Source organism: Stenotrophomonas sp. (genome assembly GCF_032103445.1).
Classification (GTDB): Bacteria; Pseudomonadota; Gammaproteobacteria; order Xanthomonadales; family Xanthomonadaceae; genus Stenotrophomonas.
The window spans coordinates 19,259-45,640 of record NZ_DAMDFR010000028.1; the positions used below are offsets into that span (position 1 = coordinate 19,259).

Sequence of the window (26,382 nt, forward strand, 5' to 3'; positions counted from 1 at the left end):
AGGCGCTCTCCCCAGCATTCAGTTGAAATCCGGCGACGTCGATGGAGTGTGAAATTGTGAAATGGAGGGTGAATAGGCTGAAATCAGCGGGTCTCCGCCAGCGTCTTACGGGTCAGCCACCGGCACCGGGAAGGTCCACTGTCCCTGAACCACAACAGGTTCAGGTCGATAGATGCGCACCAGGTAATTCCATCCCGGCATGGTGGGAATGCAGTTCACGGACGCTGCCGTGCAGCCGCCGAACTGCACTTCAATGCTGCCGTCGTCACTCTTTTTGGCGGTAACGCTGTTCACCGAATATCGACCCAGGCTGTTCTGCTCAAAGAAGCCATCAGCGTTGTAGACCGACAACGACCAGAACGCTTTCATCGGCACATCGCGCACTTTCACCCGGTAGACCGTGTTGCCGTCATTCTTCTCCACGCCTCCGCCAGCATAGATCGCCTCACGTTCCGGGTTGCCACCCCAGCCCGCCGCGGTGCCCAGCAGATGGCGCACCGGGTCGATCTCCTCGCGTGTGCCAAACATGCGCTTGTAGTCGGGAACCCCCGCCACGAGACCCAGCAGCAACTTGCGCGTGGAATCCAGCGAGGCGCTGTCCCACGCGGGAATTTCGAACGTGCCTTTACTCGCCTGCTCGATCGACAGCGCGTCCTGCAAGCGGTGCGCGGCGGCCATATCGGCCTTGCTGGTTTCATCCACCAAGGTACGGATGATGATCAGGGCATAGCGCGTTCCGGCTTGGTCGCGGGTCAGCACATGACGGCCCTTGCCGTGCCAGAGGTCAACCGTGATGTGGTCCTGGTTGACGATCTGGGCCGCCATGTAGCGTTCGCCGGTGTCCGGCATTACCAGCGTGGCCGGGCCGGCATCGAGGTCCACCACGGCGTACGAATACAGCGTGTCGCGGTTCAGGCGGATGATCAGCTGCTTGTCCAGCGCGGGAAACGCGCGCGCGTGCTGGAACTTCCCGAAGCCACCATCGGCGACGATCTTGGCCAGATACACATCGCTTTCCGCGCGCACGAAATTGTCTGTGTTGACGCGAATTGGCGTCGCATCCTGTGCGGACACGGCTCCGGCGCAGGCCAGCGCAAGCGCGGCGGAGAGCAGTCGGGGCAGGATCATGGTCATCACTCCTTGGAAGACAGGGGAAGGGAAACGGTGAGGAATACGCTGTTGCTGCGCGCGCGGTTGGCCACTGAGGTTTCGTGGAAGTACTTCACCCGGACCGATACCGGACGGCTGGCGGTCTTGAAGCTGTACTGCGCGCCCGCCCCGATAGCGGAAGCGCGCCCCTTGAACGAACCCAGCAATGCGCCCGAACCGGAGTCGCCACTTACCTGCTGATAGTGGTAGCCCAACAGACTGGCCGACCAGGCCGGTGAGAAGTACTGGGTAAGCGCCGCTTCCAGGTGCGTCTCGTCGCCGGTGCTGTAATCGGTGACGCTGTTGTGGCCGTTGAACGTATAGCCGGCCACGGACGAGATTTCCCGGCCGGTTTCCGTACTCAGCCAGGTGAGTGCGGTACTGACATCGGTGCCCCAGCGATTGAATGAGATGTTGGCGAGGCGATCGCTGCGGTAATCGCCGATCGGAACATTCACCGAAACACTGGTTTGCACATACAGCTTGCCGGTGTTCCAGCTGAGGCTCGCTCCCAGCGAGGGATCGCCGTATGTGGTGAGCGCATCCGAGCGCGAGCCGCCACCGGTGCCACCCAGCCGGGGAAACTCGGTCACCACGCGCGCATCCAGCGACTTGCGTCCTATAGGCAGCGTCGCACTCAGGCCTACTTTGCCCCCGGCGAGCTGCCAGGGCGATGTCCACACCAAGGTGGAAAGATTCACGTAGGCATTGGCATCCACGCCGGATGCGAAGCTGCCACCGGTGGGTAATGTGCGGTTGCTGCCCATCGAGCCGCGATAGAAGTAGCTGTCGTTCTGGTAGTACAGCACGCCGGGCGGCGGTGCCATCGCGGCTCCCTGCCCCTTCATGCCCATCAGATAGACGCCACTGGAACCCTCTGCTGCATGGGCCGTGCAGAGGTGGCAGCCTGCAACGACGAACACGAATGGAAGCAGTGTCTTGATCATGCCCGTTCCCTGGTGATGGCGTGAAATGCGAAATGCGTAGCACTACGCATCGGCATTTCAACGATTCTAGGCAGTTCCATTTCGGCCGATTGTGCAAAACTGCACATTCCCCCACGCATGGAGCAACGGAATGCCAGATCTCTCCAGGGCCACGGATGTGGTGTGCCGGCACGGTTGGCTTTCACAACTGCCGGTGTCGTTCCAGCAACAACTGCTGCCGCACATGCGCCTGCACACCTATACCGCCGGACAGTTCATCTATCGCCGAGGTGATCCGCTGGGTGGGATCTATGGGCTGGTTTCCGGCGTGGTAGCGGTGGACATCGCCCCGCCCGGTGAAGAGTGCAGGCTGGTGCAGTACGGCACGCCGGGATCATGGACCGGCGAAGGCTGCTTCCTTACCCGGCAACCACGCCGACTGGACCTGCGCGCCTGTGGGGAGGTGAGCGTGATCCACGTGCCGCTCGCAGCGATGGACGAGCTGGCGCGCGGGGACGCCGCCGTGCAGGGCTACATCGCACAGATGCTGATGTCCAACGTGTATGTGCTGATGCGTATCGTGCATGACCTGCAGATTCCGCAGGTGGATCGGCGTATTGCCTCGACCATGACACGCTTGCAGGTAGCGCAGAGTGAGGCGCTTCCCATCACCCAGACCGAGCTTGGGCAGCTTGCCAATGCCTCGCGGCGCCAAGTGGCGGCGGCCTTCAAGCGGTTTATCGCCCAGGGGTGGGTGGAGGCGACGTATCGCAGCGTGCGCGTGACGGACGCGGCGGCGTTGGGGCGGTTTGCGTTGGCTGAGGAGGGGTGAGGCAAGCAAGACGCGTGGATCTGCGCCTCACGGGTTGGTTCCGACAGTTGGCTCTTCGGATCAGTAGAGCTGATGCCTTGGGATGCAAGGCTCTTGCAGTTGTCGCTGATGGGCTGCACTTCCGCAGCTCCGGGATTTCTACACTCGGTCTGGTCAAAGACTGGAGTTCACATTTCAATGGAAGGATTTCCCGAGCTTTCTGCGGGGGTCATCTCCCTGCTGGTGTTCCTGCTGCCAGGTTTTGTTGCTGCATGGGTGTTCTATGGCCTGACATCCCATCCCAAACCCGAACGGTTTGAGCGCATTGTCGAGGTACTGATCTACACCTTTGTCGTGCAGGCGCTGGTGCCGGTTCTTAAATGGGCGCTGCTCTGGATCGGTGAGTATGTCGCCATATTGCCGTGGAGCGATGACACCAGATTGGTTGCTTCGTTGGCAGTCGCGCTCGCCATCGGATCCGTTGCTACTGTGTGCGCGAACAAAGACATTCCACACAGATGGTTGCGGAAGTACGGCCGGCTGACCCTCCGAAGGTCTCATCCTTCCGAATGGTTCACCGCCTTTGCATCAATACAAGCCCAGGTCACGCTGAACTTCAAAGACGGTCGTCGTCTACAAGGGTGGCCTAAGGAATGGCCCCGCAGCTCTCACGCCGGACATTTCGTGCTTCAGGAACCCGCATGGATTGACGGAGAAGGCTACGTAGAATTGACCCAGACTGAGACGGTGGTAGTTCCTTCGAGCGAGATTGAGTCCGTAGAATTCATGAAAGAGTGAGCAACACATGACCAACGACAACAAGCCAAACCACCCCCGCCCGATCCTCCCAGGCGACTCCCGTGGCTCCAATCCTGACAACCCCGCTCGTAGCCAGATCGGCTACAAGCGGCCGCCTCCGTCTCCAGCACCTCCGCCGCCTTTGAGGCCAAAGGTGTCGGGTTGATTGGGATAATTGCAGCGCCGGTTGTGCCCCATCGATTTGGCTCATTTGATCTCGCCGATCTGAACCACTCTGTCAGGGCACGCTTCGGGTAGAGCCGAAGTCAACCATGTTGCTGTCTGACTTCGGCTACTTGAGCCACCTGAGAAGCGCCCCTTCTGTCCCAGTTTGATCGTTCGCCCTCCTGCCACACCATCACTTATGGTTCCACTTGCGCGGTCGAGCCTGAAGCGACTGGCGAAGATGACAGTACTCTCACCTCGTTTGGATTTGAGAACGAGGCATCCATCCCTGTCGACGATCCTGCCCTGCATCGCACCCAGCAGGACGATCTCATGAACACCCTCTGGCGGAGGCGGAACGGTGATGAAAGGAACCGTGTGCTTGGCCGATTGACCGACTGACGCGCATCCAGCCAGGGATAAGGCTGCCACGAGCCCGACGAGCGCTTGAAAGTTGCGTCCTGCAGCCATTGCGTTACTCATCCGTGTTGGTGGAATGAACGCTAGCATGCACTGGCTGGGAAGACACTTCTTGCCCAGCCCAGCCCGGCCCTGTTCAACCCACTACCTGCGCCACCAGCGCACGACAGCTGAGATCAAACCCCGAATCCCCCGCCGCCGACGCCTCCACCCCTTCATCGACCCATGCTTCCGGAACCACGCCGCCTTCCGCCGGGCCTCGTGATCCACCTCCAGCACGAGCTTCCCCCGCGAGGCCGATATCTTCACCCAGCCGCCGGACTCGAATTCCCAGCCGTACAGCCACATGCCTTGCAGCATCACCGCCGGAACGTCGACCCCGGCTTTGTATCCCTGGGCAGGAATGCGCATTCTGGTGACCCGCACCTTCTTCGGCTGATGCCAGCTGCAGCCTGAGTGCCTGAGGGTGAGTTGTTCAAATATGGATTTACGCACGGGCAACCTCACTCGAAGTGTGCTCCCTCGCCGGTATGGCGAGGGAGTCGGGAGGTTGAAATTCGCTCACGATTCGGCGCGACGTGATGTATTCCCCCAACGGGGGGGTGTTCTATTCCATCACCCTCCCGACACGGGAAGACCACTGTTAAATCGTGAGGAGATTTCAAGCTCCGAAGGCACACCCTGCATCAGATGGATACGCAGGAGGTTGCGGCTTGGTTTGGATGATAGAAGCGGGTTGGCGCGCAAGGCGAATAATGCGTCGGAATCGACATTGCGTGTCGCGATAGGCGTGGTTTTGCGGGCTTGTTGCGCCATGTGTGACGGGGTTGGCGGTTGGTGCCGGCGGGGTGTGGGGGCGTCGTGATTGGACCGGAGTGCGATCCGGACAGGCGACGGAGTTCATAGGTCGCGCGAAGAGCAGCCGGGCAAGCCCGGCTCTACGTGTCCGTGCGATTCCGGGCGGCCGTGGGCCGGCGTACACATGAATGGGTGCCCAGGTATGCCAAGCTATGGCCTTTGTGGCTGTGGCTTTAGGCATGTCGAACGGAATCCCCAGCGAGAGCGCCTTGGACCTTTCCGCGTGCGCGCGCGAACCCATCCGTACCCCGGGGGCTATCCAGCCCTACGGCATGCTGCTGGTGCTGGACCCGGCTTCGTTGGTCGTCATCGAACGCGCCATCTCCCGGCCGGCCGTGCTGGAAGCCCATGGCGACCCGCTGGGCCAGCCGGTGGAAGCCGTGCTGGGCGGCACACTGGCACCCTGCCGTAGCGTCATCGCAGAACTCGCCCCGGATACCACCCGTTTCCTCGGCGCGCACCATGTCGAGGGGGTGGGCACCCACCAGGTGCTGGGCCACCGGGTCGGCGATGCCTTGATGGTGGAGCTGGAGCAGTCCGTGCCGGGCGAGCCGGGTTCGCTGGAAGACCTGTACCCGCAGATCCGCCAGTTCATGGGCGCGATCGAACGGTTGGGCACCACCACCGAGTTATGCCAGTTGGCGGCCGAGCTGATCTGCGAGCTCACCGGCTTCGACCGCACCCTGGTGTACCAGTTCGACAAGGAATGGAACGGTGCAGTGGTGGGCGAGCACCGCAACAACGAGTTGCTGCCCTCTTACATGGACCTGCGCTTCCCGGAATCGGACATCCCGGCCCAGGCCCGCGCCCTGTACCGCCAGAACCGGGTGCGGCTGATTGCCGACAGCAACTATCAGTCGGTGTCGCTGCTGCGCTCGGCCGAGCGCGCCGACGCCGCGCCCACCGACCTGAGCCCGGTGATGCTTCGCAGCGTCTCGCCGGTGCACCTGCAGTACATGCGCAACATGGGCACCGGCGCATCGATGTCGGTGTCGCTGCTGCGCGAAGGCGAGCTGTGGGGGCTGATCTCCTGCCACAACCAGCAGCCGATGCGGGTGCCGTACCACGTGCGCACGGCCTGTGAGTTCATTGGCCAGATTCTGTCGCTGCAGATCTCGTTGAAGGAACGCGCCCTGGGCGTGGAGCAGCGCATTGCGCGCCGGGCGATCCAGGTGCGGCTGCTGGGCCAGATGGCCGGCGATACCGACTTCATGAGCGCGCTGGGCCGCGATGCGAAGAGCCTGCTGGCCCTCACCCAGTCCAGCGGCGCGGCCATCGTGCACCGCGGGGCCTGCCTGCTGCATGGTGACTGCCCGAGCAAGGCGCAGGTGATGTCACTGGTGCAGTGGCTGGCGGTGCAACCGCACGAGGGCGACCTGTTCCATACCGATTCGCTCAGCGCACGCTGGAGCGAGGCGAGCGCCTTCAGTGGCGTGGCCAGCGGCGTGCTGGCGATCTCCATTTCGCAGGTACACGACAGCTTCGTGATCTGGTTCCGCCCGGAAGTGGTACGCACGGTGCGCTGGGGCGGTGACCCGCGCAAGGAAGTGACCGGCCCGCTGTCGCCGCGTGAGTCCTTTGAAAGCTGGAAGGAAACCGTGCAGCAGCAGTCGCTGCCCTGGGACGAGGTGGACGTGGATGCGGCGCTGGAGCTGCGCACGGCCATCGTGGACATCGTGCTGCGCAAGGCCGAAGAGATGGCGGCCTTGAACGAGCAGCTGGTCCGCAGCAACAAAGAGCTGGAGGCGTTCTCGTATTCGGTCAGCCACGACCTGCGTGCGCCGTTCCGCCACATCGTGGGTTACTCGGAGCTGCTGTGGTCCTCGGCCGAGGACAAACTGAATAGTTCAGAGAAGCGATTCGTCGATACCATCGTCGAGTCGGCAAAATCAGCAGGTCGTCTGGTGGATGACCTGCTCAGCTTCTCGCAGATGGGCCGGTCAACCATGGGCCAGATCTACATGGAGATGGGCACGTTGGTGGAAGATGTTCGCCGCACATTGGAGATGGAAGCCGAAGGCCGCACCATCCAGTGGACCATCGCGCCGTTGCCCAAGGTCGAAGCCGACCCGGGCATGCTGAGGCTGGTGTGGCAGAACCTGCTGTCCAATTCGATCAAGTTCACCCGCGACACCCCTGCCCCGGCCATCGAGATCGGGCATGAGCGCACCGACACCGAAGACGTGTTCTTCGTGAAAGACAACGGCTGCGGCTTCGACATGCGCTACGTCGACAAGCTGTTCGGCGTGTTCCAGCGCCTGCACCACGCCGACGAGTTTGAAGGCACGGGCATCGGCCTGGCCAACGTACACCGCATCATCACCCGCCACGGCGGCCGCGTCTGGGCACAGGGCGAGGTGGGCGCGGGCGCAACGATCTTCTTTACCATTCCCCTGCAGCATGGAGACCCCGCATGAAAGACCTTCGGCCAATTCTGCTTGTTGAGGACAACCCCAACGACGCCGAACTGACCATGGCCGCCCTGGCCCGCTGCCAGCTGCTGAACGAAGTCACGCACGTGCGTGACGGCGTGGAAGCGCTGCAGTACCTGCGCGGTGAGGGCAAGTACGCTGATCTGAACCACGGTGGCCCGGTGGTGGTGCTGCTGGACCTGAAGCTGCCCAAGCTCAACGGGCTGGAAGTGCTTCAGGAAATCCGCAGTGACGCGGCGCTGAGCAGCACGCCGGTGGTGATGCTCACCTCTTCGCGCGAAGAGAGTGACCTGGTGCGCAGCTACGAACTGGGCGTCAACGCGTTTGTAGTGAAGCCGGTGGATTTCACCGAGTTCCTGGAGGCGATCCAGGGGCTGGGCATGTTCTGGGGCATCACCAACCAGCCGCCCCCGCAGGGCACCCGCTATGGCTCGAAGAACCGCAAAGATGGCTGAAGGCGCTGTAACCCGGACCATCCGGATCCTGATGGTCGAAGACAGCGCACTGGATGCGGAACTGATTACCGCGCAGATGCAGCGCGCCGGGGTGTCGTTCACCGTTGAACGCACCTGGTCGCACGATGGCATGCGTGAAGCGCTGCTGCAGGGCGGCTTCGATGTGATTCTGGCCGACCACGTGCTGCCAGGTTTTGACGGCGATGCGGCGCTGACCCTCGCCTGCGAGTTGGCTCCGCTGACACCTTTCATCTTCGTGTCGGGCACGTTGACCGAAGAACTGGCGGTGCAGGCACTCAAGCGCGGCGCGCGCGACTACGTGGTGAAGTCGCGTCTGCAGCGCCTGCCCGATGCGGTCGTTCGTGCAATTGCCGAAAGTGAAGAGCGCCAGAAGCTGGTGCAGGTGGAGCAGCGCCTGAAGCTGATCACCGATTCGCTGCCGGCCCTGATTTCGCATCTGGACCGCGATCACCGCTACCAGTTCGTCAACCAGGCCTATCAGGACTGGTACGGCCATGCGCCGGAGACGGTGATCGGCAAGCGGGCTGGCGACATGATCGGCCAGCCGAGCATGGACGACGTGCAGCCCTACCTGGACCGGGCGCTGCAGGGCGAACGGGTGAGCTTTGAGACCAGCATGCCCAAGCGCGGTGGCACCACCCGCCATGCGCAGGTAGACCTGGTGCCGGAGGTCAGCGATAGCGGCGAGGTGCTGGGCTACTACGCCATGGCCCGCGACATTACCGAACTGAAGCAGGCGCAGGCCGCCCTGCGCGCCAACAACGCGGCACTGGAACGTCAGGTGGACGAGCGCACGTCTGCGCTGCACCAGAGCGACAGCCGCCTGCAGGCACTGTTTGAATCCAGCTTCCAGCACCAGACGCTGCTCAGTACCGACGGCCACATCATCGACACCAACTCGGCATCGCTGTCGGCCATTCTGGCGACCAAGCCGGAAGTGCGTGGGCAGCTGTTCTACGAATCGGCGTGGTTTGCCGGCACCGAAGGTGCCCCAGGCATTGTCTGCGAGGCGGTGCTGCAGGCCGCAGCAGGCAAGGCCTCACGGCACGAGCTGGAGCTGCGCCTGCCCACCGGCAAGCGCAATTTCGAGTTCTCGTTCCGGCCGCTGCAGGACCATCAGGGTCACATCACCGCGGTGGTGTCGGAAGCCTCGGAAACCACCGCGCGCCGGCAGGCCGAAGCCGCGCTGCGGCAGAGCCAGAAGATCGAGGCGGTGGGCCAACTGACCGGTGGTATCGCGCACGACTTCAACAACATCCTGACCGTGGTTGCGGGCAACGTGGAGTACGCCAAGATGCTCACCGAGCGTCTGGGCGACGTCGCCGAAGGTTCTTCGCGAGCGCTGGACAACGCATTGAAGGGCGTGATGCGTGCGGCCAACGTGACCCAGCGCCTGCTCGCGTTCTCACGCCGGCAGCCGTTGAAGAACCTGCCGGTGGATCTGAACGCCCAGGTCGACGGCATGCGCGACATGCTGCAGCGCTCGCTGGGCGAACTGGTGCAGCTGGAAGTGGTGAACAGTCCGGACATCTGGTGCGTGGAGATCGACCCCAGCCAGCTGGAAGCCTCGGTGCTGAACCTCGCCGTCAATGCCCGCGATGCGATGCCACACGGCGGGCGTTTGACCATCGAGGTGGACAACGTGCACCTGGATGACGATGTCGCCACCCGTCATCCGGACGTGCGCCCCGGCCAGTACGCGATGGTGCGGGTGAAGGACAGCGGCACCGGTATGTCGGCCGACACGATGGCGCGGGTGTTCGAGCCGTTCTTCACCACCAAGGAAGTCGGTCGCGGCACCGGGCTGGGGCTTTCGATGGTGTATGGCTTTGCCAAGCAGTCCGGCGGCCATGTGCTGCTGGATTCGGTGGAAGGCGTGGGCACTTCGATCACGCTGTTGTTCCCGCGTTCGACGGCGACGTTGCCGACCGACCGGCCGGTGGAGACCTCGGCACTGGGCGGATACGAGCCGCAGCCGGAAACCACCGTGCTGGTGGCCGAAGACAACGACGACGTGCGCGCGTACACCGTGGATACGCTGCGGCAGCTCGGCTATCGCGTACTGGAAGCGCACGACGGCGCTTCTGCGCTGCGCCTGCTGGAACGACCGGATGTGAGCGTGGACCTGCTGTTCTCGGACATCGTGATGCCGGGCATGTCGGGCTGGGAACTGGCCAAGCGCGTGTTGGAACGCAAGCCGGAGTTGAAGGTGCTGTTTACTTCCGGGTATCCGCGCGACATTGATGCCAGCGGTGCGATCGGGCGGCAGAGCACGATCCTGGCCAAGCCGTTTACCCGCAGTGATCTGGCGGGGGCGATCCGGTCGGCATTGGCACCGTAGGTACCACGCCTTGCGTGGTACGCCCACTCGGCATTAACGTTTCATTGTCCCAGCCACGCAGGGCGTTGCTCTACGGGGCACTGCGGACGGGTAGCAACCGTGTTCGTCGGCGGTGGTTTCGCGACCAAACGTTCACCAAATCGCGGGCACGGTAGCGCCGGCCGTTGGCCGGCCCAAGGGGTGCATGCGGCGCGATGACAGTCAGGCTTGCGCGAGCCTGGCTTCACGTACGCGCGCGTTGATGATCACAAGCATCTTGTGCATGGCCGCTACTATTGCGACTTTGCTGGGCTTCCCTCGCTTCTTGAGGGACTGATAAAACTCGCCGATGATGGGTTCGTGTCGGATGGCGGACAGGCATGCCATGTACAGGACGTTGCGCACTTCTATCCGTCCATGACAGATCCGTCGCAAGCCCCGCATGCTTCCACTGTCGCGGGCGATCGGCGCTACGCCCACCAGTTTGGCAATCGCTTTTCGATTCAGTACGCCCAGTTCGGGCAGATAGGCGGCCAAGACCGATTGCAGTACCGGGCCGATGCCCTTGAGGACTTTCATGTCCTCCAACCGCGGCTGCTCACGGACTTGTTCGGCAATCTGTTGTTCCAACCGTCCGCAATTCCTCTGCATCTGTTGAAGGTTGGCTTTCAGTTGACGAGTTAGCTGGCGGTCGGTCACGTGCTGAAGCTGGTTCTGCGCGGCAGAGATCATCTCTATCAACTGCAGCCGCGCACATACGTATTCCCGCAGGCGTGCCCTCCACGGCTCCATCGGCTGGTAAAGGCGCAGCTTCAGCGCGTCAGCTACTTGAGCCATCTGAGCCAGGTTGATGGCATCCAGTCGATCTGTCTTCGCTGGCAGGGCCGCGGCATCAGCGAAAGAATGACTGCGCCGAGCGTTCTCTCGTATAACTTGATGGCCGGCGCTGAATAGGGCATCCAGAACCCGCTGTTCATATCCGCCTGAAGCCTCCAGGACGATCTTTCCTGGATCCTGTTTCTCTATCCAAGACAACAGCTTGCGATGTCCCGCCGGCGTGTTGTGAAACTGCGCAAAAGGGCCTTCAAAAACGGCCACATCCAACGTTGCCTTGCATACATCAATCCCGATGCCATTCATGAGCGTTCTCCGCTAGGCTGGTGGGGTCGAGAGCTCCCTCGTTTGCCCAGTCTTACGTCTACGAGCGCCTACTCTGGCAACCGTTCGGGCGATGCAAGGGAGATACCGGCGTGGGCACCTGGCTACCAAGCGATCGCTTAGATCTAGGGTCATACGGCGGCCCACGCCGGCTCTCGACACCCACGTTGCCAGATTCCGAACAGATAAGAGTCGGTCGCAAGACGACTGCCGATGGCAATGATCGGCTCTTTAACGCATGGACCCATCCAGACGGAAGCAGCCGGGCAGAGCCCGGCTCTACGGGCGCAACGCGCGCGGAATGTCGTCGGACAACTGCGCCTTCACCGCTTCCACCACCTGCAGGTATGCCTTGCGCTGGATGAAGTAGCCCATGGCGAACACCAGCAGGAAGCCCAGCACGGCCACGATGGCGGTGGCTTTGGCCGAACCGACTACGGCCAACACCAGAAACACCAGCGGAAGCAGCAGCGCGGTCCAGTTGCAGAGGCCCTGCACACGGATCTCATTGCGCCGCGCATCTACTTCGATCAGGCCGCGCATCAACGGGTAGTAGCGTTGCGCGACGCTGGTGAAGCCGGCAGCGAAACTCTCGCGGAAGGCGATGCGGTCGTGGGTTAGCGGGTGGAAGACCAGCGTGATGTCGGTCAATGGAGCGACGTCGCGTTCGAGGCTGTTGGGTAACAGCAACGCACGGGAGGGGGCGTTGGCGGGGATGCGGGCGGTGAAGATGCGAATGCCCTGGGTGAAGTAGGAGGGGGACCAGCGGTAAAGAAGGAAATGCTCCAGGGCGAAGACCACGAACAGCGTGATGAAGATGATGGGCATGGTCTTCCTTGGGCCGGGTTGTCCGGTGTGGTGGGTCTGCGCGGGAAGCAGCCGGGCAAGCCCGGCTCTACGAATCATCGGTCATCGGTTACCGATCATGGAGTGGCATTGGGTGTTGGCAGTGGCGTGCCCTTTGGCCACAGCATCCACAGGTTGCCCTTCTGCTTCATGTCGCCAGCCAGCTTGCCGGCGGCGTCACCGGTGCCCCAGTACAGGTCGGCGCGCACTTCGCCGGCGATGGCACCGCCGGTGTCCTGCGCGGCTACGGGGCGCACCACCGGGCTGCCATCCGGGCGGGTGGTGGACAGCCAAAGGAGGCTGCCCAGCGGCACGACGGTGCGGTCCACGGCGACGCTGTAGCCGGCCGTCAGGGGTACGTTGAGCGAGCCGCGCGGGCCTTCGTCGCCGGCGGGGCCTTCGGTGAAAAACACATAACTGGGGTTGCTGGCCAGCAGCTCGGGCACGCGTGCGGGGTGCGTTTCCGCCCACTGGCGGATGGCGTCCATGGTGACGTCTTCCTTCTTCAACTCCCCCTGCTCCACCAGCCAGCGGCCGATCGGGCGGTAGGGATGGCCGTTCTGGTCGGCGTAGGCGATGCGCAGCTGGCGGCCATCATTCAGGCGGATGCGGCCGGAGCCCTGGATCTGCAGGAACTGCAGGTCCATCGGGTGGGTCAGCCAGGCCAGCACCGGGGCCTTGGCACCCTTGGCGCTGATGGTGGCGGCGTCGTCATACGGCTTGAGCACGCGGCCTTCGACGCGGCCGCGCAGGCGCTTGCCCTTCAGTTCGGGGTACAGGCTGTCCAGCTGCACGGTGACCATGTCGGTGGGCACGCCGTACACCGGCACGTTTGCCGTGGCGGTACGGGTGAGGCTGCCGGCGTAGACCGGTTCGTAGTAGCCGGTGATCAGGCCGTCGGCTTTGTGGCCGCCGGCGCGCAGGGCGTAGACGTCTAGGCTTGACTGCAGGAAGGTGCGGATGTCGTTGGCGCTGGCGTTTGCGGCCGGGGCTTTGGTGCAGACCGGGCCCCAGGTGGCGTCCGACTTCAAGCGGGTGCAGGCGCTGCGCCAGGCGGTGTAGCCGGCCTGCAGGTCCGCGTCGGAAACGGCAGGGAGAGCGGACCAGGTGGCCTTGGCGTAAGGGTTTGTGGTCGGTTTGGCTGGGGCCGAGGTGTCGGTGCGCGGGACGGTGGTAGTGCAGCCGGCCAGAAGGGCCAGGGCCAGGAGGGCGTAGAGGGGGCGCTGGACCTTCATGGGTTCTCTGCGTTGCGGCTTGAACCTTTGATTGTATGGGTATGGCGTGGTTGGCTGGGTGGGTTGGGGCCGCGATGACGTTCATGGCGCGTCATCGCGCGGGTTGGGTGGGTCGAAGCCACGCAGGGCGTGGCTCTACGGGGGTTCATTCGTGCGCGCTATTTCGGCGCTGGCTGCAACAACTCGAACTCGGCGAATTCCACGCGGCCCGGCGTGGTGATCCGAAGCTGGTAATGCGCGTAGCGCCCCTGTTGCGCGATCTGGAACGGGCGGGTCTGGTGTCCCCACTCGAACGCTTCACCTTCGCGTGTATCCAGTGTCTGCCACTGCACGCCATCGGCACTGCCCTGTAGTTCCCAGCTGGCAGTGGCAATCGACCGCTCAGCACTGGTCAGGGTGTAGAACGTGGCCTGCGACGGCGCGGCCAATGCGACCGTTACCTCGATCGGTTCGCCGCGCAACGCCAGCGCGGTGCGCGCATCGTTGTCGGTCAGAGCATCCGGCGCTGCCAGCGAAGTCGCGGTGACCTTGGCGCTCGTATCAATCACATCCTCCAGCGTGGCCGGCCGCTGCCCTGCCGGGGTCAGAGACGGCGGTGCGTCTTCAACTCGACTGCCCCAGGCAGAAGGCTTCGGCCCCATCACGAACTCCAGCGTTGCCCCCTGCACCAGCAGCTGATGCGGAATCCAGGTCTTCGACCACGGTTTGCCGTTCACCCGCAGCGACTGCACATAGGGGTTCTCGCGACCCGCATTAAGCGCGTGGATGCGCAGCTGCTTACCCTCCGGAAGTTCCAGGCTGAACCGCTCGAACAACGGCGCGCCGATCACATAGTCCGGCGAGCCCATCCGCAATGGATACAGCCCCATGGATGCCAGCACGTACCACGCCGACATCTCGCCATTGTCCTCGTCGCCGGCGTAGCCCTGGCCGATCTCGCTGCCCAGGTAAAGCCGGTCCAGAACGTCGCGCACAATGCGCTGGGTCTTCCATGGCTGCCCGGCGTACAGATACATCCACGGAATGTGGTGCGCGGGCTGGTTGCTGTGCGCGTACATGCCCATGCGCACGTCACGGGCCTCGGTCATTTCATGGATGAGGTAGCCGCGCGGTCCAGAGAGCCTTACGTCCGCCGTTTCCGGCGTACTGAAGAATGCATCCAGCTTGTTGGCCAGCGCCTGGCGACCGCCATACAGCGCAAGCAGGCCGTTGCCGTCGTGCGGCGCGGTGAAGGCGAAGGTCCAGCCGTTGGATTCGGTGTAGTCGTTGCCCCACACCTTCGGGTTGTAGTCGGCGGCGGGTACGCGCCACTGCCCTGCCCGGTCGCGGCCCTGGAAGAAGCCGACGCTGGAGTCAAATACGGTGGCGTAGCTGGCGGCGCGGTAGCCGAAGTACGCAGCCTCATCCGCATAGCGGCGCTGCAATCTCGGATCCTGCGTAGTTGCAGCCAGCCCAGAAGCCATCTGCGCGATGCCAAAATCGTTCAGAGCGCTTTCCATCGTCCACGACATGCCGCCGTCTATGTCGGTGCTCATGTAGCCGTCAAACGTCGAATGAGCCATGCCCTTGCGCCCAACGTGGCGGTCCGGCGGCATCACCGTGGCGTTCTTGAGCGCCGCTTGATACGCCAACGGAATATCGAAGCCGTTGATGCCCTTGGCCCAGGCATCGGCAAAGGCGACATCCGAGCTGGTGCCCACCATCAGGTCGGCATAGCCGGGCGAGGACCAGCGGGCCACCCAGCCGCCGGCGCGGTACTGCTCCAGGAAGCCCTCGATCAGGCTGCCGGCATGGTCGGGGGTGAGCAGGCCATACGCCGGCCACACGGTGCGGAACGTGTCCCAGAAGCCGTTGTTGACCAGCACCTTGCCGTCGCGCACCGGGGCGAAGCTGCGGATGGCGTTGCCCTGCGCGTTGTCGGAGGAACCGCTGTTCTGGCTGGCGTAGCGCCAGTCGGGCGCGGCTGCGGTGCCGGCGTTCTCCGAGCCCGAGTTCGGGTACAGGTAGAGCCGGTAGAGGTTGGAGTACAACGTGATGCGCTGGTCTTCGCTGGCTCCGTCCACCTGCACGCGGCCGAGCAGTGCGTCCCACTGGTCAGCCGCGCGCGCGGCCACCGTGGGCTGGGTGTCATCTGCGGCGACCTCCAGCGCAAGGTTGTGGCGTGCCTGTTCCAGCGAGATCAGCGACGTTGCCATCCGCATCGTCACCGTGCGGGTGCCGGGCGCGAACTTGATGTAGCCGGTGGGGCGGCCGGTGTCGATCAGGCCGCTGCGCTGCCAGGGCTGATCGAAGCGGGCGTATACGAACATGCGCGTTGCACCGGTGGACAGGCCGCTGCGCACATCGGTGTAACCACTCAGCGTGCCGGTCTTCTCGTCCAGGGTCAGGCCACCGCGTGCATCGACGTTGTCGAACAACAGGTTGGCGTCGCCGTCGGCCGGGAAGCCGAACTCGAAGATGGCGGCATGGTCGGTCGGGGCGAGTGCGGCGGTGATGCCGTTGTCGAAGCGCACGCGGTACTCGTGCGCTCGCGCGACTTCGTCGGCACGATCAAACGCGAGGCTGCGCGCGACCCGGTCGGCATCGGGCACACCGCGAGTGCTGGACGGCATCACCTGGAAGGTCTGACGGTCGCCCATCCACGGGCTGGGCTGGTGGCTGAGCGAGAACGCCTGTAGGCGCGGTCGGTTGTTGGCGTCGTTGTGTTCGTTCCAGGCGTACAGCCAGGACAGCGACCCGGCGTTGGTGGCCGGGGTCCAGAAATTGAAGCCGTGCGGCACCGCCACGGCGGGAATGTTGTTGCCGCGCGAGAAGCGGCCGTTGGACTGGGTGCCACGGGTGGTCACCACCCAGTCGCTGGGGCGGTGGCGCACAATGGGGGCGATCGAGCGCACACCGACATCGTCCACCCAACCCTGCGCCAGGCGACCGGAGGCGGGCTGCACCTCCAGCTCGAGTGCTACCACGCGCTTCCCGCGCAGTGCAGGCACTTGGCCCAGGCGCACCTGCTTGTAGGCCCACTGCTGCGGGTAAAGCGTTTTGGAATGGCCCTGCGCAGTGGCACCGAGCCCAATCCCGTGCTGATCGCGCACCGACAGGCCGGACAGGCGGGTGCCATCGTCCAGCACCGCATCCACGGATGCGTAGGTGGAGGCCACCGTGTCTTCGCCAACGATCTCCGGCAGCACGCTCCAGTACAGGGTGGTGTCTGCCTCGATCCGCACATCCACATCGAACAGGCGATGGCGGCCGCTGCCCCGGTACTCCAGGGCATGCAGGCCGGTGGTGCCAACCTCGGCGTTGGCCGCGTACGGCTGCTTCGGGCCGCTGCCGGTGCGCAGCTGCAGCGCGCCGGTGCTGCCCTGCACGGCTGGTTGTCCAGGTTCAAAGGAGGTAGCAAACCCGCTCGGTACGGCGTAGGCCGTGGACGCGGCGGCCATCAAGCCCAGCGCAGGCAGCAGGCAACGCACGCGCATTACAGCCACGTCAGTTCAGCGACCACCGGGTAGTGGTCGGACGGGTACAGCGGCCCTTCGTGGTCATCCACCGAGTGCACCGAGCGGATTCCGAACTGGCGGTACAGCACCCAATCGATGCGCGCGTCCGGGTTGCCGGTGAACGCATGCGCGGTCTTCTCCGGTCCGCTGCGCTGCGGAGCCTGGTCCCAGGCGTCGGACAGCTGTGCGGTCAGCAACTGGTGAGTCGGGCCGTCGGGGTGCGCGTTGAAGTCACCGGTCACTACCACGGGGGCATCGCCCGCCAGCTGATGGATTCGGGCCAGCAGCAGCCGTGCGCAGCGCTCGCGCAGTGCTTCAGCGGCGTCGGTGTGGGGCAGGTGGGTGTTGAACAGGAAGAAGCGCTTGCCGTTGCGCTTGTCCTCAAACTCGCCCCAGGTCGCCATACGCGGCATCGGGCCGTCGAAGTTGGCGCTGCCAGGGACGTCTGGCGTGTCGGCGTACCAGAAGTCGCCTTGGCGCAGCAAGGTCAGTCGCCGGGTGTCGTAGAACAGGCCCATGTGCTCATTGCCTTGGCCATCCACCTCGTTCCCGTTGCGCCCCTTGCCGAACCAGGCGTGATGCGGCAACTGCTGATCCAGCCAGGTGGCCTGGCCAAGCAGCAGTTCCTGCATGCCAATCAGATCGGCCTGCTGGTCAACGATGGTCTTGAGGGTCAGTGCGCGGCGGTTCTCCCACAGGTTCACGCCATCATTGGGAGAGGCATAGCGGACGTTGAAGGTCATCACCCGCAGCGGGGCGGCCTCCCCCGCCGCCACCGGGCGGGGGGATGATGCACACGCCGACAGCACGCCGACTACAAGTACGAACAACAGTGAAGCAAACAGGGTACGCAGGCGGTGTGCGGTCATGGTGGGCGTCCTTACGGGTTCAGGTCGTAGCTGACGTGCAGCGCGTAGGTGGGACCGTAGTTGTTGAGGTTACGCATGTACTCGAAGTTGTCGCCCACGGTCTGGTACTGGTCCTCGCCGAACAGATTGGCGGCGGTCAGGCCCAGCGACCACCGGTCGTTGATGCGGGTCTTGAGCGACACGTCGGTGACGTAACGCGAGCGGAAGCCGCGGTCGCCCCAGCTGTTGGCCCCGATGGTGAAGATGTGCTTGCCGGTGTAGTTCTCGCTGACGGTCAGGCTGGTGTTCAACCACGGCATGTGCCAGGTGATACCCAGGTTGGCGATGGTCTTGGGCTGCGAGGCCAGCTGGTGGATGGTGCGTTCGCCACCGGTCCAGCGGTAGATCATTTCACCGTCCATCTGCGCGGCGTTGAACAGCACGTCGAAGCGGTGCGCGCCCAGCGTCATGTCGCGGTTGATCAGCGACAGCTCGACGCCACGCACGCTGGAATCTTCCAGGTTCTGGGGGGTGTTGATGCTGGTCACGCGGCCCTGGTCGTCAGTGAACTCGGTGGTGATGCCGGCAATGTTGTCGCTGATGTCTTTGTGGAAGATGGCAAGCGAGGCATAACCGCGACCGTCGTTGAAGTACTTCTCCAGCGACAGGTCGAAGTTGGTGGATCGCTGCGGCTTCAGATCCGGATTGCCGCGCGAGATGGTGCAGTCGCCACTGTCGCCGTCGCAGTTCACCACTTCGGCCTGGGCAATGTTGGACGGAATCGGGCGACCCAGGGTCTTGCTGGCGCTGAAGCGCAGGTTCATGTCCTCGCGCAGATGTGCGGTGAGGTTCAACGAGGGCAGCAGGTTGTCGTAGCCACCGCCGTTGCGGCCGGTACCGGTGACCACGCCGGCGGTGATCGCCGGGGTGTGGGCCGTGAATGTGGTGTCGTCGTAGCGCACGCCGGCCACCGCTTCCAGGAAGTCAGTGCTGTAGTGGAACGAGACGTAGGCGTTCTTCACCGTTTCCAGATAACGGAAGTCCGAGGCGAGGCTGGAGTAGGTGGAGCCGGCCTGATCCACCGGCAGCGCGTCCCAGCCACCGTTGGCCATGAAGGCGTGGTAGTCGAAGAACGGCAGCGCGTACTGCGACTTCGGGTAGCGGAAGCCCGGCTGGTAAAGATAGTCGCTGAAGTCGCCGCCCGCCACGTTGTTGCGGCGGGTGATGTCGCTGTCCACTTCCAGGCGCTTGTATTCCAGGCCGCTGGCAATGCCGAAGCCGCGTGCATCCGGGCCCACGTTCCAGCGATGATCCAGGCGTACATCACGCACTTCAGCGGTGCCGTAGGTCTGCGATTCGTTGGCGCTGTTGAGGTCGTAGCGGGCGCTGTCGATGATGCCCGGGTCGCTGAGCCCGGTGATGTTGTAGATCTCGCCCACGCCAGGCGAGGCATAGGTGAGGTTCTGGCCGACCGGCTTGGCGGTCAGGCGGGTGCTGCGGCCGTGCGCATTGATACGGTCGCGGGTGTAGCCGCCGCGCAGCGCCAGCCACTGGTCGTCCTGCTCCCATTCGATGCCGCCCAGCACGCCGCGGTTGTTGCGGGCCCAGACCTTGTTTTCGAAGATGACGTTGAGCGAATCGATACCCTTGGTTCCGGACACCGGGGTCTGGTCGGTGACGTTGCGCTGGGTGATGAACTCGTAGCCGTTCTCGGTGCGGCGCTCTTCCATGCCGTAGTTGTACATCAACACCGAGGCGCGCAACGGGCTGTCGCTGGGCATCCACTCCAGCTTGGCCGATCCACCGTAGGTGCGGATCCAGCGGTTGTCGGCGTAGTAGGCGAAGTTGTTGGGCGCGGACATGCCGTTCCAGCCCAGGTTCTCCAGCGGGCCGGAGATGTAGTTGCCCTGGCCGTCGAAGAACTGCTGCGAGCTCTGGAAGAGCTTGTTCTGCGAGGTCTGGAAGTCCTGGTTGCGTGCGGACAGCGTGATGCCGAACTGGTCAGCGCTGCCGAAGGTGGTGCTGTACGAGCCACTGAGACCACTGCCCCAACGGTCGGTGGTCTGCGACATGCTGTTGCGGCCGTCGTCGTTGCTCAACGCGTGGTAGTTGACGCTGGCGTCCAGGTGCAGCGAATTGCGCGGCTTGTCGAAGGCGCTGCCACTGACCAGGTTGATGCCGGCACCGATGCTGTCCGGGTTCTGCTCGGCGCTGAAAGTCTTGAAGATGTCGATGCGCGCGGCGATGTCGTTCGGAATCAGCTGCAGGTTGATCTTGCGCTCGCCGCCGCCTTCGTCACCGACCGAGGCCATGGTGATGCCATCGAGCGTGGTGCTGTTGAGATTGGCGGCGATGCCGCGCACGGTGACGTAGCGCGGCTGGTCTTCGTCGCGCATCAGGCTGACGCCGGGGGCCACCACCAGGCGTTGGGCGATGGAGTTTTCCTGGCTGGTGACCTGGATGCTTTCCTGGTCGATGGAGTCCACCAGTACGGAGGAGCGACGCTTGGCGTCGACCGCGGTAGCAGTGACACCGGCGTTGGCAGTGACCTGCAGGGCGTCCAGAGTGGTGGCGTCGGCGGGGCGATCTGCGGCGGTGTCGGCAGATGCTGGTGCCGCGTCCTCCAGTGGTGCCGCGTGCAACTGGGACATGGCCAGCAACAGCGCAATCGCAAGGCCGGTCTTCGTTGCCGGTGCAGCGCGGCGCGACATGAAATGCGCGGTGTGCGCGGACGGGAACGACGACGGGCGGTACGACGACATATGCAGAATCTCCGTGGTTAGATCGATCTAAATCGCTAGCGTATGGGTTGGATGTGACAGAGGGATTCCAGTTTTGTGGTGTGTGGGGCGAAAAATGTGAGGTATCGCACGGAATGGCCGCGGCATACGACCCGAGACGCAGCAATTCCGTAGATACCACGCCCTGCGTGGTACCCGCGCGCAGCGCGGCGATCAGCGCATCTGCAACAACAACGAATGCAGAATTCGCGCGTCTTCCGCGTCCAGTACCTGCGGCAGATCATCACGCCCACGGAAACGCCGATGGAACGCGCCTACCGCCGCCTCGCGATTGGCCAACGAGTAACCGAACGCCTGCAGCGCCAGCATCGCGTCAAACCCAACCGGCGCAGGCCCATCACTTGCACGCGGCCACAGCCCGAATCCCGCCTCGGCCAGTTGCTGCCACGGGAAGAAGCGGCTGGGGTCGCTCTTGCGCGTCGGTGCCAGGTCCGCGTGCGCGATGATCTGGCTGCGCGGGATGGCCAGGCGGGTGCAGACGTCGTCCAGCAGGCGGATCAGCGCGGCAATCTGCGCCGGCGCAAAGGGGGTTTTGCCATCGTTGTCGATCTCGATGCCGATGGACGTGGAGTTGAGGTCACTCAGTGAGCCCCAGCGTCCACCGCCCGCATGCCACGCACGGCGGTTGTCGGCGACCAGCTGGTAGATGTGGCCGTCGGAGCCGACCAGATAGTGCGAGCTGACCTTGCCACCGCTGTTGGCGGTGCGCAGCGTGTGCAGGCTCTGCTGCACGTTGTCCTGGTCGGTGTGGTGCAGGACGATGATGACCGGCTTGCGCTCGTTATGGTTCGGGGATGGCACCCACGTGGCGAGCGGGCTGCGCAGGTCGGTGGTGGCGCAGCTGGTGAGCAGCAGCGTGGCGAGCAGGGCGAGCGGGAGGCGGAATCGGCGCATGGGCCGATTGTGGCCGATCGGGGCGTGGGGTGCGAATGAAAGAAAAAGACCGGCGATCTTGGGAATCGCCGGTCAAGACAGCTTCTCTCTCTCGTTTCTTGTATTGCTGAGGTTGCCGGGCATGGCCCGGCACTACCGTGTTTCGTTCGGGTTGGCTGCGGTTGCCGGGCATGGCCCGGCACTACGCGCTTCCTGTAGTGCCGGGCCATGCCCGGCACCACGTCATGCGTCAGGCTTCATACGCAGATTCGCCGTGCGAGGTCACGTCGAGGCCGGTGCGTTCGGCTTCCTCGGTGACGCGCAGGCCGACCACCAGCTTGACCACCAGCAGGATGGCGGCGGTGACGACGGCGCACCAGACGATGGTGAAGCCGACGCTGACCACCTGCACCCACACCTGGTGACCGATGTCGAGATCGGCCTTGGTGCCGCCCAGCGACTGTGCGCTGAACACACCGGTGAGGATGGCACCCACGATGCCGCCAATGCCGTGCACACCGAACACGTCGGCGGTGTCGTCCACGCGCAGCAGGCGCTTCAGGCCGGTCACGCCCCATACGCAGACCACACCGGCGACCAAGCCGATGACGATCGCGCCGAGCGGACCAACGGTGCCGCAGGCCGGGGTGATGCCGACCAGGCCGGCCACGGCACCGGACGCGGCACCCAGTGCGGACGGCTTGCCCTTGCTGACCGCTTCCACCAGGGTCCAACCCAGCACCGCAGCGGCGGTGGCGAGGATGGTGTTGATGAAGGCCAGCGAGGCGACGGTATCAGCGGCGGCAGCAGAGCCGGCGTTGAAGCCGAACCAACCCACCCACAGCAGCATCGCGCCGATGTAGGTGAACGGCACGTTGTGCGGCTTCAGCGCGGTCTGGCCGTAGCCGATGCGCTTGCCCACGAAGTACGCGGCCACCAGACCGGCCACGCCCGCATTGATGTGCACCACGGTACCGCCGGCGAAGTCGATGGCACCCATTTCACCCAGGTAACCGCCGCCCCACACGATGTGGGCCATCGGGATGTAGCTCAGGGTGAACCACAGGGCCGAGAACAACAGCACCGCCTTGAACTTGATGCGTTCGGCAAAGGCACCGACGATCAGCGCGGTGGTGATGCCGGCGAAGGTGGACTGGAAGGCGACAAACAGATAATCCGGCAGGCCGGCAATCGGCGTGTTGCCGACCGAGTCGGGCGCGAAGCCCTTGAGGAAGGCGAACTTGGTGAATGAACCGAAGAAGGCGTTGCCTTCGCTGAACACCGCGCTGTAGCCGTAGGCCACCCACAGCATCAGCACCAGCGAGAACACCACCAGGATCTGGCTGAGTACCGAGAGCACGTTCTTGGAACGCACCAGGCCGCCATAGAACAAGGCCAGGCCGGGCACCACCATCAGCAGCACCAGCAGGGTGCTGGTGAGCATCCAGGCCACGTCGCCATGGTCGAAGGTGGGCGCTGCGGCTTCTTCTGCCGGTGCTGCGGTAGCAGCGGCGGCGGCCGGATCGGGCAGCGGCTCAACCGCAACCTGTTCTTCGGCCACCGGGGCCACCTGGGCCTGGGCGTGCGCGCTGCTGGAGAAAGCACCGACGGCCAATGCGCTGAGCAGCATCATCAGGCACACGGCGTGGAACCGGGCCTGCCACCCGGTCAACAAAGAGGTCTTCATGCTGGGGACTCCGAGTGAGAGTTAGAGCGCGTCTGCGCCGATTTCGCCGGTGCGGATGCGCACCACCTGTTCCACAGGCGTAACGAAGATCTTGCCGTCGCCGATCTTGCCGGTGCCGGCCGCGTTCTGGATCGCTTCAACCACCGCGTCCAGGCGGTCGTCGGTGACCACGGTTTCAATCTTGATCTTCGGCAGGAAATCCACGACGTACTCCGCGCCGCGGTACAACTCGGTATGGCCCTTCTGCCGGCCGAAGCCTTTCACTTCGGTCACGGTGATGCCCGACACGCCCGCGTCGGAGAGGGCCTCGCGGACCTCGTCGAGCTTGAACGGCCGGATGATGGCGGAGATCAGTTTCATGCGCATGTCCCGATGGTGGATGGAACCGGCCTGCCGTAGCAGGCCGGCGTCAGGTCAACCGGCGGCCACTTGCACATGGCCGCAGGCTGTCGCGCCGAACGATGCGTGGACCACGCCGTGCCGACGCCCGTTACGGGCGACGCCAGCGGTGACGCGGGAGGGAGGAAGGCCCATGCAGCGTCCGGTCTCTCTTGCCCCTGGTGTTACGTGAAACGGTGGTGCGCCCTGCCACTCCCCAGCGGCAGAACGGTGACGACGACGAAGGTGGGAGGGATGTCCTTCGTCGTCGCCACCTGGTTGCTCAGTTGGCGTAGTACAGCTGGTATTCCAGCGGGTGGGTCGCCGCACGGAACTTGGTCACTTCCTGCATCTTCAGCGCGATGTAGCCGTCGATGAAGTCGTCGCTCATGACGCCGCCGGCCTTCAGGAACTCGCGGTCCTTGTCCAGCGCTTCCAGCGCCTGGTCGAGCGAGGAGCAGACCTGCGGAATCAGCTTCTCTTCTTCCGGCGGCAGGTCGTACAGGTCCTTGTCGCTCGGTGCGCCCGGGTCGATCTGGTTCTTGATGCCGTCCAGGCCGGCCATCATCAGCGCGGTGAAGGTCAGGTAGCCGGACTGGATCGGGTCCGGGAAGCGCATTTCAATGCGGCGCGCCTTCGGGTTGGAGACCCACGGAATGCGGCACGAGGCCGAACGGTTGCGGGCCGAGTAGGCCAGCATGACCGGGGCTTCGAAGCCCGGAACCAGACGCTTGTAGCTGTTGGTGCCGGAGTTGGAGAAGGCGTTGATGGCCTTGGCGTGCTTGAAAATGCCGCCGATGTACCACAGTGCCAGCTGGCTCAGGCCGCCGTAGCCGTCGCCGGAGAACAGGTTGGTGCCGCCCTTGGACAGCGACTGGTGCACGTGCATGCCGCTGCCGTTGTCGCCGACGATCGGCTTGGGCATGAAGGTGGCGGTCTTGCCGTTGCGGTGGGCGACGTTCTTGATGACGTGCTTCATGCGCAGCAGTTCGTCGGCCTTCTGCACCAGGGTGCTGAACTTGGTGCCGATTTCGCACTGGCCGGCGGTAGCCACTTCGTGGTGCTGCACTTCGACTTCGATGCCGACCTGGGCCAGCGTCTTGCACATTTCAGCGCGCAGGTCGTGCAGCGAGTCGGTCGGCGGAACCGGGAAGTAACCGCCCTTCACGGCCGGACGGTAACCGCTGTTGGCACCGTCGTACTTGGCACCGGTGTTCCAGGCGGCTTCTTCGGAATCGACCTTGAAGAAGGTGTTGCCCATGTCGTTGGCGAAACGCACGGAATCGAAGATGAAGAATTCCGGCTCCGGACCGAAGAAGGCGGATTCGGCAATGCCGGAGGACTTCAGGTAGGCCTCGGCACGCTTGGCGATGCCGCGCGGGCAGCGGCCGTACGGCTGCATGGTGGCCGGGTCGAGGATGTCGCAGCTGATCACCAGGGTCGGGTCGGCATAGAACGGGTCGACGTAGGCGCTGGCCGGATCCGGCAGCAGGACCATGTCGGATTCGTTGATGCCCTTCCAGCCGGCGATGGAGCTGCCGTCGAACATCTTGCCTTCTTCAAACAGCGACGGCTCCACGATGCTGACCGGGAAGGTGACGTGCTGTTCGACGCCACGCATATCGACAAAGCGCAGGTCGATGAACTCGATCTGGTTGTCCTTGATCAGCTTCTCAACATTTTCCACGGACATCGGTGAAACCTCGAATGGGTGATTGCCTGGGTACATAGAGCAATCCCCGTGCCAACTTTTCGGGCTTCACAAGTTGTTGATTTGGCTGGCTGCGGTGGTGGAACTCCCCTGAACGGTGCGCACCATTGCGGTGCATTGGCCGGATCGTGCACACATTTGGTGCGTGATGGGATGTTTTATATTGTGGGGTGCCCCAACCGAGCTCCCTGATGTCCGATCTGCTTTCCGCCCTGTTGCTGGGCATTCTTGAAGGTCTTACCGAATTCCTCCCCATCTCCAGCACCGGCCATCTGCTGATTGCCCAGCATTGGCTGGGTGAGCGCTCGGACTTCTTCAACATCGTGATCCAGGCCGGTGCGATCCTGGCGATCACCCTGGTGTTCCGCCAGCGCCTGTGGCAGCTGGCCACCGGCCTGCATGAGAAAGCCAACCGCGATTACGTGCTGAAGCTGGGCACGGCGTTCCTGGTCACGGCGGTGGTGGGCCTGCCGGTGCGACTGGCCGGCTGGGAGCTGCCGGAGACGGTCACCCCGATTGCCTGGGCGCTGATCATCGGCGGCATCTGGATGCTGCTGGTGGAAGCGCGCACCGCCAAGCTGCCCGACCGCACCGAAGTGACCTGGACGGTGGCGGTGCTGGTGGGTCTGGCACAGGTGGTAGCCGGGGTGTTCCCGGGCACTTCGCGCTCGGCCTCGGCGATCTTCGTGGCGATGCTGTTCGGCCTGAGCCGGCGCGCGGCGGCAACTGAATTCGTGTTCCTGGTCGGCATTCCCACCATGTTCGCGGCCAGTGCCTACGCATTCCTGGAACTGGCCAAGGACGGCAAGCTGGCCAGCGAGAACTGGACGGACGTGGGCGTGGCCTTCGTTGCCGCCATCATCACCGGCTTCGTCGTAGTGAAGTGGTTGCTGGGCTACATCAAGCAGCACCGGTTCACCGCCTTTGCGTTCTATCGCATCGCGCTGGGTATCGGCCTGCTGCTGTGGCTGCCTGCCGGTAGCTGAACAGGCC

General features: G+C 63.9%; 18 protein-coding genes. 6 read left to right on the forward strand and 12 right to left on the reverse strand.

Translation table 11 applies throughout. From position 1 onward, the window contains the following. Positions 1–105: 105 nt before the first annotated feature. Positions 106–1,128, reverse strand: a complete 1,023-nt coding sequence (locus tag RT551_RS11720; protein ID WP_313458799.1) for a DUF1254 domain-containing protein — start codon at positions 1,126–1,128, stop codon at positions 106–108. Positions 1,129–1,133: 5 nt separating this feature from the next. Further along, on the reverse strand, positions 1,134–2,096 hold the full coding sequence (locus tag RT551_RS11725) for a transporter (RefSeq protein ID WP_313458802.1): 963 nt from the start codon (positions 2,094–2,096) through the stop codon (positions 1,134–1,136). 130 nt (positions 2,097–2,226) lie between these two features. On the opposite strand from RT551_RS11725, the gene RT551_RS11730 reads away from it, so the two are divergent. The 5 genes from RT551_RS11730 to RT551_RS11750 all read left to right on the forward strand — a co-directional run bounded on the left by RT551_RS11730 (position 2,227) and on the right by RT551_RS11750 (position 10,376). After that, positions 2,227–2,907, forward strand: a complete 681-nt coding sequence (locus RT551_RS11730; protein WP_313458804.1) for a Crp/Fnr family transcriptional regulator — start codon at positions 2,227–2,229, stop codon at positions 2,905–2,907. Positions 2,908–3,084: 177 nt separating this feature from the next. Beyond that, positions 3,085–3,684 (forward strand): DUF6338 family protein, encoded by a 600-nt coding sequence (locus RT551_RS11735; protein WP_313458806.1) that lies wholly within the window; start codon positions 3,085–3,087, stop codon positions 3,682–3,684. A 1,622-nt stretch (positions 3,685–5,306) separates the two neighbouring features. Beyond that, entirely contained in the window at positions 5,307–7,544 is a 2,238-nt protein-coding gene (locus RT551_RS11740) for an ATP-binding protein (protein ID WP_313458809.1), read from the forward strand. Next, positions 7,541–8,014 (forward strand): response regulator, encoded by a 474-nt coding sequence (locus RT551_RS11745; protein ID WP_313458810.1) that lies wholly within the window; start codon positions 7,541–7,543, stop codon positions 8,012–8,014. The genes RT551_RS11740 and RT551_RS11745 overlap by 4 nt, the downstream gene beginning before the upstream one ends. After that, on the forward strand, positions 8,007–10,376 hold the full coding sequence (locus RT551_RS11750; RefSeq protein ID WP_313458813.1) for a PAS domain-containing protein: 2,370 nt from the start codon (positions 8,007–8,009) through the stop codon (positions 10,374–10,376). Before RT551_RS11745 ends, RT551_RS11750 begins: the two co-directional genes overlap by 8 nt. Before the next feature lie 201 nt (positions 10,377–10,577). Here the strand turns inward: RT551_RS11750 and RT551_RS11755 are convergent, their stop codons facing one another. From RT551_RS11755 to glnA, 10 genes are all read right to left on the reverse strand, one after another. Next, a complete protein-coding gene (locus RT551_RS11755; protein ID WP_313458816.1) occupies positions 10,578–11,495 on the reverse strand; it encodes an IS110 family transposase in 918 nt (305 codons plus the stop codon). 297 nt (positions 11,496–11,792) lie between these two features. Beyond that, complete coding sequence (locus RT551_RS11760) at positions 11,793–12,341, reverse strand: hypothetical protein (protein WP_313458818.1); 549 nt, start codon at positions 12,339–12,341, stop codon at positions 11,793–11,795. A gap of 95 nt (positions 12,342–12,436) precedes the next feature. After that, a complete protein-coding gene (locus RT551_RS11765; RefSeq protein WP_313458821.1) occupies positions 12,437–13,594 on the reverse strand; it encodes an MltA domain-containing protein in 1,158 nt (385 codons plus the stop codon). A 158-nt stretch (positions 13,595–13,752) separates the two neighbouring features. Continuing rightward, the gene (locus RT551_RS11770) at positions 13,753–17,034 is read right to left on the reverse strand and encodes a GH92 family glycosyl hydrolase (RefSeq protein WP_313458854.1); all 3,282 of its coding nucleotides are present in this window, start codon (positions 17,032–17,034) and stop codon (positions 13,753–13,755) included. 35 nt (positions 17,035–17,069) lie between these two features. Beyond that, entirely contained in the window at positions 17,070–17,960 is an 891-nt protein-coding gene (locus RT551_RS11775) for an endonuclease/exonuclease/phosphatase family protein (protein WP_313458823.1), read from the reverse strand. A gap of 11 nt (positions 17,961–17,971) precedes the next feature. Next, positions 17,972–20,701 (reverse strand): TonB-dependent receptor, encoded by a 2,730-nt coding sequence (locus RT551_RS11780; protein WP_313458825.1) that lies wholly within the window; start codon positions 20,699–20,701, stop codon positions 17,972–17,974. Positions 20,702–20,893: 192 nt separating this feature from the next. Beyond that, positions 20,894–21,634, reverse strand: a complete 741-nt coding sequence (locus RT551_RS11785; RefSeq protein WP_313458827.1) for an N-acetylmuramoyl-L-alanine amidase — start codon at positions 21,632–21,634, stop codon at positions 20,894–20,896. Positions 21,635–21,863: 229 nt separating this feature from the next. Continuing rightward, positions 21,864–23,300: an ammonium transporter gene (gene amt, locus RT551_RS11790; RefSeq protein WP_313458829.1), complete on the reverse strand. Its 1,437-nt coding sequence runs from the start codon at positions 23,298–23,300 to the stop codon at positions 21,864–21,866. Positions 23,301–23,321: 21 nt separating this feature from the next. After that, positions 23,322–23,660 carry a P-II family nitrogen regulator gene (locus RT551_RS11795; protein ID WP_185750173.1) on the reverse strand — a complete coding sequence of 113 codons (339 nt, stop codon included), beginning with the start codon at positions 23,658–23,660 and terminating at the stop codon, positions 23,322–23,324. Positions 23,661–23,961: 301 nt separating this feature from the next. Beyond that, positions 23,962–25,371 carry a type I glutamate--ammonia ligase gene (glnA, locus tag RT551_RS11800; RefSeq protein ID WP_282297721.1) on the reverse strand — a complete coding sequence of 470 codons (1,410 nt, stop codon included), beginning with the start codon at positions 25,369–25,371 and terminating at the stop codon, positions 23,962–23,964. Positions 25,372–25,580: 209 nt separating this feature from the next. On the opposite strand from glnA, the gene RT551_RS11805 reads away from it, so the two are divergent. Next, the gene (locus tag RT551_RS11805) at positions 25,581–26,375 is read left to right on the forward strand and encodes an undecaprenyl-diphosphate phosphatase (protein WP_313458832.1); all 795 of its coding nucleotides are present in this window, start codon (positions 25,581–25,583) and stop codon (positions 26,373–26,375) included. Positions 26,376–26,382: the final 7 nt, after the last annotated feature.

Bases quoted from the DNA above. Each gene is read 5' to 3' on its own strand.
- amt (WP_313458829.1), bottom strand. From the start codon at position 23,300: ATGAAGACCTCTTTGTTGACCGGGTGGCAGGCCCGGTTCCACGCCGTG.
- RT551_RS11720 (WP_313458799.1), bottom strand. From the start codon at position 1,128: ATGATCCTGCCCCGACTGCTCTCCGCCGCGCTTGCGCTGGCCTGCGCC.
- RT551_RS11735 (WP_313458806.1), top strand. From the start codon at position 3,085: ATGGAAGGATTTCCCGAGCTTTCTGCGGGGGTCATCTCCCTGCTGGTG.
- RT551_RS11805 (WP_313458832.1), top strand. From the start codon at position 25,581: ATGTCCGATCTGCTTTCCGCCCTGTTGCTGGGCATTCTTGAAGGTCTT.
- RT551_RS11760 (WP_313458818.1), bottom strand. From the start codon at position 12,341: ATGCCCATCATCTTCATCACGCTGTTCGTGGTCTTCGCCCTGGAGCAT.
- RT551_RS11785 (WP_313458827.1), bottom strand. From the start codon at position 21,634: ATGCGCCGATTCCGCCTCCCGCTCGCCCTGCTCGCCACGCTGCTGCTC.
- RT551_RS11725 (WP_313458802.1), bottom strand. From the start codon at position 2,096: ATGATCAAGACACTGCTTCCATTCGTGTTCGTCGTTGCAGGCTGCCAC.
- RT551_RS11795 (WP_185750173.1), bottom strand. From the start codon at position 23,660: ATGAAACTGATCTCCGCCATCATCCGGCCGTTCAAGCTCGACGAGGTC.
- glnA (WP_282297721.1), bottom strand. From the start codon at position 25,371: ATGTCCGTGGAAAATGTTGAGAAGCTGATCAAGGACAACCAGATCGAG.
- RT551_RS11750 (WP_313458813.1), top strand. From the start codon at position 8,007: ATGGCTGAAGGCGCTGTAACCCGGACCATCCGGATCCTGATGGTCGAA.
- RT551_RS11770 (WP_313458854.1), bottom strand. From the start codon at position 17,034: ATGGCCGCCGCGTCCACGGCCTACGCCGTACCGAGCGGGTTTGCTACC.
- RT551_RS11740 (WP_313458809.1), top strand. From the start codon at position 5,307: ATGTCGAACGGAATCCCCAGCGAGAGCGCCTTGGACCTTTCCGCGTGC.
- RT551_RS11775 (WP_313458823.1), bottom strand. From the start codon at position 17,960: ATGACCGCACACCGCCTGCGTACCCTGTTTGCTTCACTGTTGTTCGTA.
- RT551_RS11745 (WP_313458810.1), top strand. From the start codon at position 7,541: ATGAAAGACCTTCGGCCAATTCTGCTTGTTGAGGACAACCCCAACGAC.
- RT551_RS11730 (WP_313458804.1), top strand. From the start codon at position 2,227: ATGCCAGATCTCTCCAGGGCCACGGATGTGGTGTGCCGGCACGGTTGG.
- RT551_RS11780 (WP_313458825.1), bottom strand. From the start codon at position 20,701: ATGTCGTCGTACCGCCCGTCGTCGTTCCCGTCCGCGCACACCGCGCAT.
- RT551_RS11765 (WP_313458821.1), bottom strand. From the start codon at position 13,594: ATGAAGGTCCAGCGCCCCCTCTACGCCCTCCTGGCCCTGGCCCTTCTG.
- RT551_RS11755 (WP_313458816.1), bottom strand. From the start codon at position 11,495: ATGAATGGCATCGGGATTGATGTATGCAAGGCAACGTTGGATGTGGCC.